Here is a 17493-nt window from a genome sequence, read left to right as displayed (position 1 = left end):
TGTAAATTAAAAAACGTCATTCATTTTATATTGAATGACGTTTTTTTAAGCACTATTATATAAATTTTTATAGTGAATTTACTGTTTTTCTAATAGCAACCAAATTACTCAGTAATTTTTCTAAATATTTTATATCCAGCATATTAGCGCCATCACTTTTTGCTTTTGCAGGGTCAAAATGAGTTTCTAAAAACAATCCGTCAACACCAACAGCAACACCGGCTCTGGCAATCGTTTCAATCATATCCGGTCTTCCGCCTGTAACACCGCTTGTTTGGTTAGGTTGTTGTAAAGAATGCGTTACATCTAATACAACAGGTGCAAATTGTTTCATTTCAGGAATTCCTCTAAAATCAACAATCATATCTTGGTAACCAAACATAGTGCCTCTATCAGTAATCCACGCTTTTTCGTTTCCGCTGTCTTTCACTTTTTGTACAGCATGTTTCATGGAAGAAGGACTCATAAATTGCCCTTTTTTCAAGTTTACAACTTTACCGGTTTTAGCTGCAGCAACCACCAAATCTGTTTGACGAACTAAAAATGCAGGAATTTGCAATACATCAACGTATTCAGCTGCTTTTGTGGCATCAGAAATCTCATGAATATCTGTTACGGTTGGAATGTTAAAAGTTTCTGAAACCTTTTTTAGAATTTTTAACGCTTTTTCATCTCCAATTCCCGTAAAACTGTCAATTCTACTTCTATTAGCCTTTTTAAAACTTCCTTTAAATACAAAAGGAATTTCTAACGTATCTGCTACTTTTAAAATATGTTCAGCAATTTTTAAAGCCATTTCTTCTCCTTCAATAGCACATGGACCGGCTAATAAAAAGAAATTACCACTATTGGTATGTTTTATGTTTGGTATAAGAGATAAATTCATTTATTAAAATTTTTACAAAAATATGAAATAATTATTGCTTTTGATTTTATAACTTTAAAGATAAAAAAGGGATTGAAAATGATAATTTAGTTTTTAAGGATTATTAATGCGTAAGTTTTAATTATTAATAACAGTAAATTCTTTTAATTATGACAAAAGTAAGATTAGAAATTGATGAAGTTACTATTTATCGACCTAAAAAAAGATGGAAGTTGTATTTTGTAATTGTTGCTGAGCATCCTACAGAAGATGATAAGATGATTGTGGCTACGTTACCTCAAGAACCTATTAAATTAAGTAAACGCCACGAAAACTCTTTTCAATTTGATACTGATGAAAAAGGCTCAGAAGGTTTATTTGTTTTAAGTAGAGAACTTCCAAAAGATAGAGAGTTGAATGTTCATATTTATTTAAGACACACAAGAAATTCAACAAGAGATTTGGGAGAAATACTTAAAGATATGGAAAGCGGTATTGGAGGTGATGCTTTTGGTATTGTTACCGATATTGTTGGTACAACAACAGTACCTTGGCTGGTTATTGCAAAAAAGGCAATTCCTATGATTGGAAAAATTTTGGCTAAAATTCCGGATAGAGATTTTGGATTTCTTAGTGCATTTGAAAGATTTGGAGAGGAGTTTGAGGAGCAAATAGAAATAGATAGAGCAAAAGATTTTAGCGGAGATGCTTCTTTAGTTTACAGTTGGTCTGTTGATAATGAAAATTAAAGTATATAAATAGGAAATTTATAAAGGTTAAAGACTAATTTTGTTAAGAGATTCAAGCAAATTTATTATGATGAAATATTTAAGATTTAGTTTGTTGTTTTTAGTAGTAGCTTGTTCAGCTCCAAAAGTAGTATATGATTATGATACAAAAGTTGATTTTAGTAAATATAAAACTTTTGATTTTTATGATGAAATGAATACTGGTTTAAACGAATTGGATACAAAAAGGTTAACTGAAATGATTAGAGGTAAACTTACTTTTAAAGGGTTACAACAATCTAATACACCTGATTTCTTTATTAATTTAGCTTCCGGAATGCAAGAAGTTTATAATAAAAATACTGTAGGTGTAGGAATTGGTGGAGGTGGAAGAAATGTAGGGATAGGAGTTTCCGGTCAAATTCCAATAGGAGGAAATCAAATCAACCAAGATTTAATTTTTGAGTTTGTTGATGCTAAAACGAATCAGCTTTTTTGGCAAGGAATAATTACTAGCAGTACTGATGAAAATATGACACCTCAAGAACGTGAAGCATATCTTGGAATGATTGTAGACAAGGTTTTAAGCGGTTATCCTCCGGTAAAGAAAAAGAAATAATACTTCGGTTTCGCTCCTATAGAACACACTTCGACTCCGAGAAGTATTCAATTCAAAATGAAAACTTAAAAATTTTCTTTAATCGTCATTCTGAACTTGTTTCAGAATCACATCATACTGTTTTTACAGTTGAAGAGAAGTTAAAACAAGTCTAATTTGACATATTTTTTAGATGTTTACTACTCAATAGTAACTCTAACGCCTTCGCTATGGCTACTAAACTCTGGAGCATACATACTTTGTATGGTGGTAATTCCATTACTAAAATCCCCTTTATTATTTACTCTTAAATCGTATTCAAAAACATAAACGCCTTTTGGCAAATCATCAAAAAAGAAATTGGTACTGGCATCTTTTGTACTTTCATAATAACCCAAACCATCTTGCCATTTGTATTGAGAAAGTACGCTTACAGGTTCCAAACCACTGGCGCGCATATCTTTCATATGTACAAATTCCATTGCTCGGTCAACTTTCAATTCAATTCTAACAGTAATTAAATCACCTATTTTTAAGGTTGAATTTGGTTTGATTTCAACCAATTCTTCACCTGTGTCACTATGTTTTTTTAAGAATAGCTTTTTCGATAATTTAAGTGGAGTTTCAGCAGATGTTATTTTATCTAAATCTTCAAAATATTGCCAGTACAAAGCTCCCCAAGCAATACCTTCTGTATTTTTGGTTAAAGTAACTGTTGCCATTTCAGGTACAATTTCATTTTTATAAAATGAGGTTTTAAAATAACCTGTTCCTGCTTCAATTTTTGTTTCTTCCAACGCTAAAGGGTTTATTTTTTTATTACCTATTTGAACACCTAAAAAATCACTTGTTTTTAACCAATTAGTTCCTTGCAACAATAAAGCATATACAGCTTCGGTTGTAGATTTGGTTGTAGCCCAGCGGTTTGTTTGTTTATTTTTTAACAGCCAAATTTTAAGATTGTCAATAGTTTCGGTATTATTTTCTATCTCTGAAAAAGCTTCAATCAATAGCGCTTGTGTTTCAATTGGTGCTTGAAACCAATACCAACTTGCTGTATTTTCTTTCCAATACATTCCTAACTCTTCATTGGTAATGCTATTTTCTTTTAATGATTTTAAAATCTTTTCTGAAACAGTTTTATTACTGATTCTATGTTGAACCAATGCAATTAAACCTTTTGAATACAGATTGAAGTCTTTCCAAAACTCGGCAGCTTGTTTTAAGTAATAATTGGATGCAGTTTTTACACTATCATTTTGCGAAATATCAGGATAAAAACTTCTCATATACAAATACTGTAATTGAAAATGACCTAAATGATTTTTTGCTAAAAATTCCTTTTCGGCTTTAATTCCTTCTGCTTTAGTTTTTGCTCTCTCTTTTATTTTTTGAGCTTGTTCTAACAGTTTAGTATAATCTTTTACAATTTCAATATCTAAAAAATTTACTGTTTTTTTAATTATTTTTTCTGACATCTCGACTTCGCTCGATGTGGTATTGCTTGATATTATTCCTAATTTTCGTAAATGTCCAAAACCGGAAGCAATATGTTGTGTTATAAATCTGTTCGGATAACGATTTCCTTTAAACCAAGGAAAACCACCATTATTAAATTGCATTTCAGCCAATTTAGTAAGTGTAGTTTCAGCTTCATTTTTCATTTTATTAAGGTCAAAAAGCAGTGCAATGCGCTTTTTTTGTTCTGTTTCACTTTGTGCATCTCGTAACCAAGGCGTTTCTTGTATAATAATCGATTTTAATTCTTCTTTTTTTTCTAAATTAGAAAGTAAAGCACCACTGTTTTTCCATTGGTTGAAAACTTCTTGAATTCTCGGATTTGAATTTGCAATATGTGTTGCTAGTATATTCGCATAATAACGTGCAAAAGTTTGTTCGGAGCATTCGTAAGGGTATTCCATTAAATAGGGCAATGCTTGTACTGCATACCACGCCGGGTTTGAGGTAACTTCTAATGTTAATTTATGATTACTTAGTGTAGTTGATGTTTGATTTCCTGTAGGAGTTGAAGTTTGGTCACTGAGCGGAGTCGAAGTGTTCTTCAACTTATCAAGCGTAAATGTTTTGGTTTCGTTACTCTTAATCCACATTGGTAAGGTTTCAGTAACCAACATTCTGTTAGATAAAACAGGTAAAGCATTTTGTTCTCCATCAGAAAAATCGCCGGCTTTTGCCACAATTTTATATTGAACAGCTTGTATATTTTCCGGAATAGTTAAAAACCAACTTACGCTAGTATTTCCTTTGGCATCAATGGTAAAATTCCTCTCTGCCTTTGGCATCTCTCCCGAAGGGAGAGAAAGTAAGTTTTTTGTAATATCTTTATTTGTTATGGCATCGGTTAATTGTAATTGTGCAATACCTATAATTTGTTGTTCAGTTAAATTTGAAATTTTGCTTGAAAACACAATTTTATCACCTTCACGTAAAAAACGAGGAGGATTTGGTAATACCATCAGCTCTTTTTGAGTAATTGTTGTTAATGTTTTTGTTGCAGATTTAACCTCTTTGGTATGCGCCAGTAATTGTAATTTCCATCGTGTTAAAGCTTCAGGAACTGTAAAATTAAAGCTTATAGTGCCTTCTTTATCTGTTGTTAGATGTGGAAAGAAAAAGGCGGTTTCATTAAAGTTTTTTCTGATTTTTACAGATGAAAAATCTATAGGTTCTAGTTTTACTTGAGGAATAGAGTCTTTTTTCATACCATAGCCAACTACCACAACTTCATCAAGTGAATCATTTTCTGAAATTTCCATAAAAGAAATGTCTTCTAATTCTTCAGAATCTTCAACTATTTCAATTACATTATTTCCTTTTTGTAAAGTTTTAGCCGAACTTATACCTCTAATTCTTAAATTATTATAAAACCCAAACCCAAACCAATTTAGTTCATCATAATTGTTTGTTGGATAGCTAAAATAAGTTCGTTCTAAATTTCTAACATTGAAGCGATTTGTTCCAAAACTTTTATTTGCCGAGCTGTTATTATACGTATAATAATAGGTTGGATTAATTGGATTAAAATTCCATTGATGTGCTTTAAATTCATCTAAAGAAGCATCGTACATTGAGGCTAAAATTTCCGCAGTTACTTTTTCTTTTTCACTTCCTTTAATTTTAAAACTCCAAGTTTGTTCGCTTCCCGGTTGTAATTTATCTCTAAATGTAAGGGTTTCAATACTTAATTTATCAACATCAAAAGGCACAGTTATATTTGCTGTACCATTTTCAAAACTATTATAATTTACATAATGATATTTGATAGCAAAACCACCAATATCTTCTTTAGTTACAGGAATTTTTAGCGTTTTTGTTTCATTATTTAAATGAATAAAGTACGAATCAATTATTTTGTGCTGCTTTTCAACAAAAATGGTAACTGTAATATCTTTTGAAGCAGATCCTATTTTCAAAAGCACTTCATCATTTGGTAAGTAGGATATTTTATCGGTATTTATAAAAAATAATTTGCTGTCTGCTACTTGCTTATCTTTAGTACTAAAAACCGTAAAACGTTGTTCATCTTTAACGGGTTTGCCAAATTTATCTTCACAAGTAGCAATTATAATGTATTTACCTGATGTCCAATTTTGTGTATTTACAAGAAGTATTTCTTTGGGTTTTTCGGTATTAAATTCTTTTTCAAAAACCAGCGTTCCTTTTTCCCAGTTATTTTCATCACCTTCATCATCGGTATAAGGGTCGTGTGGGAACAATTGTTTAAATTCTTCTTTGCTAAATCCTTCATAATCCGGAGCATTCCAAGGGCGTTCACGCAACGGTTTTTTAGGAGCTTTTAATTTGTAAATACGCACCATACCTTTTGCCGGTACAAATTCGCCATTTAAATTTTTTGTATTGATAGTTATTTTGTTGTTAGTGAGTAGTTTATTGATATTGGAGTCAATAGAAATTGATGCTTCCATTGTATGATAACCTACTTTTACATTGGTTTCGGCACTTCGGGTTTCACCATTAATATCGGTAACATCAGCATATACTTTATAATTAAAAGTGGGCAGATCTTCAGGTAGAATTTTAGTATCAGGTATTGCTTTAAAGGTTATTTTGTAATTTCCTTCAGCATTTGTGCTCGTTTCACCGTGTGTAATTTCCATTTCTTCTGAATAAAATGAAGTACGCGAATACCAACGTGGAAACTGAGCTGTTCTAACCACTCGGTAGCTTACTTTAGCATCGCTAATGGTACTTCCTGCAAAGGCAGTTGCATTGCCGTTTACTGTTATGCTGTCATTCAATGTAAATGTTTCGGTTATGGGCTTAAATGAAGTTTCAAATTTTGGACGTTTGTATTCTTCTACAGCAATTGGAAATTCCGTATCAAAATCAAAATCATAGTCGGCATTGTCATAAAATTTACTGTCATATTCATAACTTTCATCAATATAAATAGTATATTCTCCTGTTAAACCATATGAAGGCAATATAAATTCTCCCGAAACGGAACCAAATTCATTTAGTTTTAAATCCAATTGCTTAACTTCTTGCCCGTTAAGATCTTCTAAAAGTATTTCTACATATTCATTGGTAAAAACGGAAGTTTTATCACCTTGTTTTTTTAGTAAAATAGCTTTAAAATACACGGTTTGTCCCGGTCTATAAATACTTCTGTCAGTAAAAACAAAAGGTTTAATCAGTATTTCTTCATCTTCTTCCGTTGTATCTTCATCATCGTATTTATACAAATAATAATCGCCAAAAGTAGCGGTATCATCTTTGTAGGTTACAGTAGCAACAACATTCCGGTAATATTCCTTATTATTAAATGTAAATTGCCCGTTTTTGTTGGTTACAAAGTTTTTGTTTAAAGGTTTATTGTAATCACCTGTTCTATAGTTTTTAAGGTTTATTTTGGCATTTTTAATAGGTTTTCCGGTATTTCTATTTACAACCTGGTATGTTTTATTGTTGTTTTCAATAAGTACTAAATCGGTAATTTGTACATAATTAGTTGCATAGCTGTTTTCAGCATTAAATTCTTTTTCTGTGGAAGCAAAAATCAAATAATTTCCGTTAGAAAATTCAGGTACTAAAATTTCAGTTGAATGTTGTTGAAAGTCATTTTCATTTTTTAAGTCACTTTTCCATTCATTTAGCAATTTTAAATTTTTTAAATAATCAATTTTAGCGGAATCATTGTAAATTTTATTGAAAGCTTCCATCTGTATTTTGGTAATTTTAAAAGTTTTAAAATACAGTTTATCAATATTTTTATAATTGATAAGTAGGCGAGAAGGTGTATTTATTGGTATATATTTTTCAGAAGTGATTGCAAGATATTTTTTAAGGATCTGATTTTTTAAAGCCAAACATTTTTCAGCACCTTGTGATTTTGGAAAAGCAGTAAAAGCTTGTTCGCAAATTTCTAATGCTTCTTTTCTTTTGAAGCGATGCACTTTATTGTCTTTAGGATGGTAAGTATTGGCTAATTCATTGTAAAAGTGAGCAATTTCAAAATCAATTTCTGTAGAAGTTTCGTTTTTTTGATAGGTTGATTTTAGTTGTTGTAAGGTATTTAGATAAATACTGTCCTTATTTTCAAGTACATAATTGTTTTTAACAAAATGCAATCTTTTTAAGGTTACATCAATCAATGCAGTAGGGTTGTTATCTTTTGAATGAAATAAAGTAAGATTTTTATAAATTTTTAAAGCGTATAAATGATTGGATTGTTTGTCTTTTGAAGTAAAATCAGCATTTAGAAATGAAGTGTTATTTTCTAAGAAATCCGGATTGTTAATTTCAAATTTATATGCCGGTTTAGAAAGATATCGTTCGTCTTTTTCAAAAAAATCCAAGGCATTATGTGCTAAAAAATCGTACAAAGTTGGTCTGTATATTTTAGAGTCTTTTTGAAGTTGTAAAATATCATTGATAGTATTTAAATCGTATTGTTGAGCAAGTAACCCATTTTCTAACGATTTTTGAAAATGCGTTTGTATTTCGGTAAAAATGGTAGCTAAATCCCACGTTCTAAAATCGGTAGTATCAATTTTTTCAGAAGTTTTTGTTCTGTTGTAAAATTTCCATCGGTTTTGTTGAAAATACTGCCAGTACATATTTGCCAGTACATTTTCCAACATATTTTTTGAAGGAAAATTACTTTGTGAAATTTCTGATTTTAAATTCTCTATAACTTTTAGTTGCGCATCTTCTTCTAAGGTAAGTGCAAATTTTGATTTATATAAAAGCGTTTTTACAAGTTGAGATGTATTGTTTTCTTTTTTTGCTTTTATAAAGATCTTTTCAACTTCAATTAAAGCCGATTTTGGTAAAGATTCTAACTCGAATTGATATACTTTATCCCAATCTTTTTTATAAGAATCAAAAGGTGTCTGAGCGTTTGAAAGTTGGATGCTAAAAATGAATACTAAAAATAAGATTATTGCCTTTTTCATTTATATAGGATTTGATATATAAATGTAGCAAAAGTTATACCTAAATTTAAATGATTGGTTTAAAATATGCTTAGTTAAAATAAAAAAGCCGCTTTATAGCGGCTTTTAGTATAAATTAGTTTACGAGTACAAATTCGCATCGTCTGTTTAAATCGTATTCTTCCTGTTTACACATTCCAGGTTTAACACAATTGTTTACAGGTTGAGTTTCTCCATATCCAACTGATTTTACATTGTTATTAGAAATACCTTTACTAACTAAGTATTCTCTTACAGATTGAGCTCTTTTTTCTGATAACTTTAAGTTGTAATCGTCACTACCAAAACAATCGGTATGTGCGCCAATTTCAATAATCATTTTAGGATATTTTTTCATAATGGCAACTACGTTATCTAACTCAAGCTCAGCATCGTTTCTAATATTCCATTTATTAAAGTCAAAATAAATTGGGTTTGCTTTAATTTGAGTTTTACCATTTTCTTCAACAATTTCTTTTTCAACATCTTTATAAAGTTCTAATTGCAAATTTAATGTTTTATTAATGTCTCCATTTAGGTCAGTTGTAAACTCAATTTCACTAGGTACATATAATTTTCTAGAACCGGAAAGTTTATATTTTTTATTCTTTTCTATTTCAAATGAATAAGCAGCATCGTTACCTACTATGATACTAGAAATTGTTTTATTATTTTTATCTAACAAAGAAATTTTTGAATCAGGTAATAATTCTAAAGTATTTTTATCTTGAACTATACCATTTAGAAAGTAGCTTTTTTCTTGAGTAAAACTATAAATGTCATCATCTCCAACACCTTCGGCTCTATTAGAAGAAAAGTATCCGGTTTCAGTTTTATCATCAATAACAAAAGCAAAATCATCTAAATTACTATTGATTTTGTCACTTAGATTTACAGGTGTTGCAACTGTTCCATTAGTAATTTCACTTTTAAAAATATCTAATCCACCCATACCAAAATGCCCGTTAGAGGCAAAATAGAGTGTGTTATTGCTACTTATAAAAGGGAACTGTTCTCTTAGTTCAGTATTTATTTTTGATCCTAAATTTTTAGGAGTTCCATAAGTTCCATCTGTATTAATATCAACAACAAATAAGTCAAAAGAACCTATGCTTCCCGGCATGTCTGATGCAAAATAAAGTTGTTTTTCATCCGGACTTAAAGCAGGATGCTCAACAGAATAGTTATTGCTATTAAAAGGAAGCTCAGTAATATTTGTCCAATTATCATCAACCAATTGAGCCTTGTAAATTTTTAAATGGGTTATTTTATTGGAATCTTTTCCTTTTTTACCATCAATATAGTTATTACGAGTAAAATACATGGTTTTGCCATCTTTAGTAAATACAGCGTTGGATTCGTGCATTTTTGTGTTTATTTTACTTGAAAAAGGAGTAACGTTTGCAGAATCTTTATTTATAATTTCAGCTTCATATAAATCTAAATAAGGTTGGTTATTCCAATCATATTTTTTCCCATCGTTTCTTGCTGAAGAAAAAACTATTTTATCACCATAATACGAGACACCAAAATCTGAACCAGGTGAGTTTATTGGTACTTTATGGATGGTATAAGATATTTTTATTTGACTGTTTAATGTCTCAAAAAATGATAAAGTCTCAATATCGTTATCAGAAAGAAGTTGTGCTTTCGAATTGTATTTTTTAAACCATTTGTCAGCTTCACTAAAATTTTTAATTCCTTTTAGAGCTTGAGAATATCTGTAGTAATAGGTTGGAGTAACATCATTTTCATATTTGGTAAGTAATATTTTATACCATTGAGCAGCGTCACTCATTTTTGTATTGAAATAATAACAATCTCCCAGTTTTTGATAAACATCCTGCGTTTTATTTTCTTCATTCAAAAACAATTCTGCGGCATCTAAATAAGCACGCTTTTCAAATAAATGATTGGCACGTTTTATATTTTGTGCAACCATAAGTTGTGTTGAAATTGTTAGTATAAATAGAGTAGTTAGTATTTTTTTCATTTTTGATGCTGTTTTATTAAAAGAATCTTGGAGATTTATCAAAACCATTGTTTAGGTTAAGTATATCAAGGTCATATAAAATAAATAATTCGTGTGATCCTGAACTGAAAGGTCCAAGATTTGAAGTTGTATGGTCATAGGCATAGCCAACACGTAACTCGGGAGTGGCTCTAAAATTAACCAATCCGCTTATTGCATCATCAAAGCGATAACCAATACCAAATTCTATTCTATCCTTATATAAAACATTAGCAGTTATATCAACTGATAAATCTGCACCTTCTACAGTTTTTGCCATAAATGCAGGTTTAAGTTTAACAAGGTCATTTATATCAAAAACATATCCTCCGGTTAAAAATACATGTGTTTGTTCAGTGCCTTGGTACTTCCCATTTTTTCTGTCCAAGTATTCTCCATTTAGAATATTTGGTACTGATAAACCTATATAATAATTATCAGTATTATAATAAACTCCTGCACCTATATTAAAAAAAGATTTATTGATGTTTTCTTCAAAATCAGGATCTGTAAAAACGTCGCCTGATTCTAGAACAAAATCATTAAAATTTACATCAAAAAAAGTAACTCCGGTTTTTAGACCAAATGATAAATTACCGGACTCTTCCAAATCTAATTTGTAGGCAAAATCTGCGTATAGGTTATTTTCTTTTACAACATTACCAATATCATCATTTACAAAAGAAAAACCAACTTCAATTTTTTCATTTATGGGAGTATGAACAAATATATTTGAAGATTTTGGAGAGCCATTTACACCAACCCATTGGGTTCTATGTAATGCTCCTAAATTTATAACTCCAATGTTATCTGTAGTATATGCAGGATTTATAACACTCATATTATACATGTATTGTGTGTATTGGGCATCTTGTTGAGCCCAAGATGTAGTAATTGAAAAAAGTGTAATAAATAGTAAAATTATTTTTTTCATATTTTATCTTTTAAAAGGAACGTTACTTAAAACTAAACTTAACGGCTTAAGTATAATCTTCGTTGAATTGGTTTTTTGTTATCTTTATTGAAATGAATTATAAAATAATAGACACCTGAAGGAACTAAAACTCCATCACCGTCTAATCTACCGTTCCAATCGGGTTTAGAACTATTAGCTGTGTAAACTGATTTACCCCAGCGATTATAAAATTCAACCTTAAAATTTGGATATAATTCTCGAAGATATTTAATTTTAAAAGTATCGTTTGTACCATTACCTGTTGGCGAAAAACCATCATAAATTTCAACATCATAATCGTCACATACATCTAAAGTAACTGTTACGGAAAGTGGATTTATACTTAAACAACCGTTAGTGTCACTTTCAATAGCGTAATATGTTTCTCCATCAATTAATAGTTCTGATAAACTTAATTCGTCACCATCTGGATATGCGTTATACCATATAATTGCACCACCGTTTACAGGAGATACATTTGCATTTAAATCATTAATTGTAGGTTGGTCAATTAAACAAAATTCATTTCCTAAAGAAATTAAGCTTGGAGTTCCAGGATCTGTAATAGTTACGTCAACTGATACTCTAGTTGAGCTTTCGCAACCAGTTGTAGTATTTATTTGTGTAACCCAGTACTCTTTTTGCTCTAATTGAACTGTTGGACTTAAAGGTTCAGTTTCTGTTTCAGAATTATACCATCTAATATTGCTCCCGGAAGGTTGTAAATCAGATACTATTGGAGTATTTGATTCACAAAAATTTTGGGAAGAATCAGTAGATACAGGAGCAACTTCATCATAAAAAGTTACGGATACCATTAATCTGGAAATACTTTCACATCCTGTAGCTATATCTGTTTGAGAAGCCCAATATTCTCCTCCATCAATTAAAGAAGTAGTATTTTCTAAAGGGGTAGTACTTGTTTCAGTTTCATACCAAATAATACCATCTCCGCTAGTGCTTAAATCTGCAACTGTAGGATTTAGATTTGCACAAAAAGACCTATTGGTTTCAAATGTAGTTGGAAACTGAGGAGATATTATTGAAGGAGTTACATTTAATCTTGTTTTACTTTCGCATCCCATATCAGAATCCACAATAGCAGCCCAATAAACTTTACCATCTTCAAGCGGTTCATCACCAGTATATTTTTCATCACCAGTTTCATTAATATACCAGATAATATTTTCACCATTAGTATCTAAATCATTTACAGTTGGATTTGGAGAACTTATAGTACAGAATACTTGAGAGGTTACAAAATCTGTCGGAAATTCAGGTTCATTAATTGTAACTATAACTTCAGAAACATCATCAGGACAAGCTCCATTTTCGCTTGAAACGGTATAAGTATAAGTTCCTTCAACGTTTACTTCAGGATCAAAAGTTCCTAAATATCCTCCAGATAATTCGCTTGGCCCACTCCAAGTTCCTGTAATATCAGCATCAGTACCAAGTAATTCATACAAATTTGTAGTAACTAGGTCTATTTTACATTCAGTTAAAGAAGCATCTTCACCGGCGTATGGAGCAGTATCTAAATAAACTAATGTATTAACTCTGGTAATACTCTGGCAATCTGTATTAGGATCAATTGCTGCTGCCCAATAAGTTGTTTCATTTTCTAAAACATGATCAAGAGGTAAAGGTTCTGTAGATAAAGGATTAGAATACCACGCTATGCTTTCTCCTCCAATTAAGTCAGCTATTGTTGGAGAGTCTGGTAAATATTCATCTAAACAAAAAGACTGTGTAGTTGTAATAATTGTTGGCGGAGGAACTGTAATAATTTTTATTGTCACATCAGCAGAATCTTCTGGGCATAAACCAGATTGGCTTACAACTTTATAAGTATAAATACCTTCAATATTTACATCTGGATCAAAAGTGCCTAAGTAACCACCGGTTAATTCACTTGGTCCAGTCCAACTACCATCAATATCAGGAGTACCACCTAATAAATCAAATAAATTTATTGTTTCTAAATTTACTTCACATTCTGTATATGAAGTGTCTTCTCCGGCATAAGGTGTTTTCTCTAAAGTAACTGTTGTTTTAACACGTATTGTACTTTCACAAGGATAAGAAGTTTGAACAGCCCAATAATCTTCTCCATTTATCAAAAGTGTTTCTGAGTCTAAAGGAATAGTAGAGGTTTCACTTTCATACCATAAAATATCAGTTTCAGCAGCTTGTAAATCAGCTACTGTTGGATTTGGAGGAAAGCAAAATGATTGTTCTTCTTCAACCGTTGCAGAAGGAGGATCTATTATGGTAACAGTTGTTGGTAGTCTATCACTAGTACAACCATTTTCAGTTTGTTGAACCCAGTAAGTTGTATCGTTTTCTAAAGGATCAGATAACGAAAGTAAATTCCCTCCTGTTCGAGCATCGAACCATTCAATATTACTACCGGTAGCTGATAAGCCTCCAATAGTAGAGTCATCATTAGCACAAATACCAACAAATACGTTAACGTTTGTAGGCACTTCCCCATAAATTGCAACTTCCACAGCCAGTCTATTAGGACTGCAATTATTATTTGCAATATCATCGGCATAGTAAATTGTTCCGTCTATTAACGGTGTTGATGTGTCATATTGATTTCCTCCAGTTGGAGCATCAAACCATACTATTTGTCCTCCATCAGCAACTAAATCACCAATCATACTATATTCTGTTGCACAGAAAGTTTGAAAAGAATTACCTGTAGGGTCAGGATTAGTACATTGAGAGTGAATAGATTGAGGGATAAAAAATAAAAAAATTACGAAAAGAAATATAATTTTTTTGAAGGTTAAAGAATTTTCTTTTTCCATTGAAATTAAGTTTGGTTAGTTGTTTTTTACAGTATTTAAAAGTTTAGGGGTTTAACTGTAGTCTAAATTTAGATAAAAAAAATGATTTATAGCTTTATAATATTCTAAAAATATGAAACTTTTAAACAGAGTTATTAAAAGAAATGAATACAATTTAGTTCTTTTTAAAAGTTTAATTACATTTGAATTTATTAAAATTTGGTTAAGAATGAATATACATTTTATAGCAATTGGAGGAAGTGCTATGCATAATTTAGCTTTAGCACTACACGAGAAGGGATATATTGTTACAGGTAGTGATGATGCAATTTTTGAACCTTCAAAATCCAGACTTAAAGCTAAAGGTTTATTACCTAATGAGTTTGGTTGGTTTGCTGAAAATATTACCTCTAATATTGATGCTGTTGTTTTAGGAATGCATGCAAAAGCTGATAACCCTGAATTATTAAGAGCTCAAGAATTAGGATTGAAAATTTATTCTTACCCAGAGTTTTTATATGAACAATCTAAAAACAAAACACGTGTTGTAATTGGTGGTTCTCATGGTAAAACAACTATTACATCTATGATTTTACATGTTTTAAATTATCATGGGATTAATGTAGATTATATGGTTGGAGCACAATTGGAAGGTTTTGATACTATGGTACATTTAACTGAAGAAAATGAGTTTATTGTGTTGGAAGGAGATGAATATTTGTCGAGTCCTATTGATTTACGACCTAAATTTCACTTATATAAACCTAATATTGCTTTATTAAGTGGTATTGCTTGGGATCATATCAATGTTTTTCCAACCTTTGAAAATTATGTGGAGCAGTTTTCAATTTTTATTGAATCGATAACAAATGGCGGCATTTTAGTTTATAATGAAGAGGATATTACGGTAAAAAATATTGTTGAAAAAGCTAACAATCCAATTAAAAAATACCCATATAAAGCTCCAAACTATAAAATAATTGACGGCACAACTTTTATTGAAACTAGCTTTGGAGATATGCCTTTAGAAATTTTTGGAAAACATAACTTACAAAATTTAGCAGGAGCAAAGTGGATTTGCCAACATATGGGGGTTGATGAAGATGAATTTTTTGAAGCAATTTCTGCATTCAAAGGAGCAAGTAAACGTTTAGAAAAAATAGCCGAAAATATATCAACAGTTGTTTTTAAAGATTTTGCGCACTCACCTAGTAAAGTTGCAGCTACTACTAATGCTGTAAAAAATCAATATAAAGATAGAAATGTGTTGGCTTGTTTAGAATTGCATACTTATAGCAGTTTAAATGCAGATTTTTTAAAAGAATATCAAGGAGCTTTAGATAATACTGATGTAGCTGTTGTTTTTTATTCACCAGATGCTGTGGAGATTAAAAGACTTGAAAAAATTACAGAACAACAAATTAAAAATGCTTTTAAGCGTGATGATTTAATAGTTTATACAAATCCTGATAAGTTTAAGCAATTTTTGTTCAATCAAAAATTAGATAATACTGTTTTATTGTTGATGAGTTCAGGAAATTATGGTGGTTTGGATTTTAATAAATTTAAAGAGTTAGTTTAATTTTTCTTCCAAAAAAATGGAGTAAACAGAATGAGAACAGTAAACAATTCTAATCTGCCAATTAACATTAAAAATGCACAAAACCATTTTGCATGTATTGATAGGTGAGCAAAATTATTGACAGGGCTAACAGAACCAATTGCGGGACCGATATTTCCTAATGAAGAAGAAACTGCTCCCATTGCCGATTCAACATCTAATCCAAAAAAAGTTAAAATAATAGAACTCACAATAAATATAAGCATGTATAATATAAAGAAAGCAAGTATATTATATACAATATTTTTTGGAACACTTCCTCCATCATAGCGAACAGGAATAATAGCATTTGGATGTAATAACTTTTTAAATTCTAAAAAGCTATTTTTAATCATAACAATATGTCTCACAATTTTAATACCGCCACTAGTTGAACCTGCAGAACCTCCAATAAAAAATAATGAAAACATTATCATTGTTGCAAATGAGTTCCACATAGTAAAATCGGCAGTAACAAAACCTGTTGTAGTTAGTACTGAAGTTATTTGAAATGCAGCATGCCTAAAAGCACTTTCGGTTTCTCCCCATGGTTTTGGATGATGTATGGTTGTAACTAAATTTGGGTCTTGAAAATGAAGTATTAAAACAGCCATTAACATAGTTAGCCCTATAACACCAAAAAAATAGTATCTAAATTCTTCACTTTTAAATACTTTATATATTTTGCCTTTTAATGCAAAATACGTAAGAATGAAATTAGTACCAGCTACAAACATAAAAGCAGTAATAATGTATTGTATAAATGGAGTATCATTCCAATGAGCAATACTTGCATTTTTGGTTGAAAATCCTCCTGTACTCATTGTAGCCATTGCATGATTTATAGCATCAAACCATGACATTCCTGCAAATTTGAGTAGAAAAAATTCAGTAAAGGTCAAAGAAAAATAAATTAACCAAAGTCTTTTTGCTGTTTCAGTAATTCTAGGATGCATTTTATCAGCCGAAGGACCGGGCGCTTCAGCCATAAAAAGTTGCATACCTCCAATGCCTAAAAGTGGTAAAATGGCAACCGTTAATACTATAATACCCATTCCACCAATCCAATGTGTGGCGCTTCGCCAAAATAAAATTCCTTTTGGCATGGATTCAATATCAGTTAATATAGAAGACCCTGTTGTAGAGTATCCTGAAAGTGTTTCAAAAAAAGCATCGGTATAACTTGGGATAGCTCCTGTGAAAGTGTAAGGCAATGTACCGGTTAAAGTTAACATAAGCCACCCTAAAGTTACAATTAGATAACCTTCTTTTTTTCCAATATTTTTTTTTGCATTTCTGTTAAAAAACCAAAGTGAAAAACCAATAATAATAGTTGTAATACCAGCTTTTAAAATACCCCATTTTTCCGGCTCGTTATGGTACATGCTGAAAGGAACTGCTATTAGCATGAATAACCCATTTAAGATAGATGTTAAGCCTAAAAAACTTACGATAATTTTAAAATTAAGCTGTTTCATAA

The 17493-nt window shown here is 30.7% G+C and carries 9 protein-coding genes; 3 read left to right on the top strand and 6 right to left on the bottom strand.

The features are described from left to right. Nucleotides 1-67: 67 nt before the first annotated feature. Nucleotides 68-886, bottom strand: coding sequence for a 3-deoxy-8-phosphooctulonate synthase (gene kdsA, locus HGB55_RS11495; RefSeq protein WP_168817046.1), 819 nt, complete (start codon nucleotides 884-886; stop codon nucleotides 68-70). 149 nt (nucleotides 887-1035) lie between these two features. Here kdsA and HGB55_RS11490 point away from each other — a divergent pair, with 149 nt between their 5' ends. Both HGB55_RS11490 and HGB55_RS11485 read left to right on the top strand, forming a co-directional pair. Beyond that, entirely contained in the window at nucleotides 1036-1614 is a 579-nt protein-coding gene (locus HGB55_RS11490) for a hypothetical protein (RefSeq protein WP_168817045.1), read from the top strand. Nucleotides 1615-1681: 67 nt separating this feature from the next. Then, on the top strand, nucleotides 1682-2212 hold the full coding sequence (locus HGB55_RS11485; protein ID WP_168817044.1) for a DUF4136 domain-containing protein: 531 nt from the start codon (nucleotides 1682-1684) through the stop codon (nucleotides 2210-2212). A 179-nt stretch (nucleotides 2213-2391) separates the two neighbouring features. On the opposite strand, the gene HGB55_RS11480 is transcribed toward HGB55_RS11485, so the two are convergent. From HGB55_RS11480 to HGB55_RS11465, 4 genes are all read right to left on the bottom strand, one after another. Further along, nucleotides 2392-8631, bottom strand: coding sequence for an alpha-2-macroglobulin (locus tag HGB55_RS11480; protein ID WP_168817043.1), 6240 nt, complete (start codon nucleotides 8629-8631; stop codon nucleotides 2392-2394). A gap of 115 nt (nucleotides 8632-8746) precedes the next feature. Further along, the gene (locus HGB55_RS11475) at nucleotides 8747-10642 is read right to left on the bottom strand and encodes an OmpA family protein (protein WP_168817042.1); all 1896 of its coding nucleotides are present in this window, start codon (nucleotides 10640-10642) and stop codon (nucleotides 8747-8749) included. 16 nt (nucleotides 10643-10658) lie between these two features. Beyond that, nucleotides 10659-11594 (bottom strand): type IX secretion system membrane protein PorP/SprF, encoded by a 936-nt coding sequence (locus HGB55_RS11470; protein WP_168817041.1) that lies wholly within the window; start codon nucleotides 11592-11594, stop codon nucleotides 10659-10661. 38 nt (nucleotides 11595-11632) lie between these two features. After that, entirely contained in the window at nucleotides 11633-14434 is a 2802-nt protein-coding gene (locus HGB55_RS11465) for a gliding motility-associated C-terminal domain-containing protein (RefSeq protein ID WP_168817040.1), read from the bottom strand. 208 nt (nucleotides 14435-14642) lie between these two features. On the opposite strand from HGB55_RS11465, the gene murC reads away from it, so the two are divergent. Continuing rightward, nucleotides 14643-15995 (top strand): UDP-N-acetylmuramate--L-alanine ligase, encoded by a 1353-nt coding sequence (murC, locus tag HGB55_RS11460; RefSeq protein ID WP_168817039.1) that lies wholly within the window; start codon nucleotides 14643-14645, stop codon nucleotides 15993-15995. Here the strand turns inward: murC and HGB55_RS11455 are convergent. Next, a complete protein-coding gene (locus HGB55_RS11455) occupies nucleotides 15992-17491 on the bottom strand; it encodes a TrkH family potassium uptake protein (protein ID WP_168817038.1) in 1500 nt (499 codons plus the stop codon). The genes murC and HGB55_RS11455 overlap by 4 nt on opposite strands. Nucleotides 17492-17493: the final 2 nt, after the last annotated feature.

The sequence above is a fragment of the Lutibacter sp. B1 genome, assembly GCF_012524075.1.
In the GTDB taxonomy this organism is placed as follows: Bacteria; Bacteroidota; Bacteroidia; order Flavobacteriales; family Flavobacteriaceae; genus Lutibacter.
This window is presented reverse-complemented; position numbering and strand designations above follow the sequence as displayed.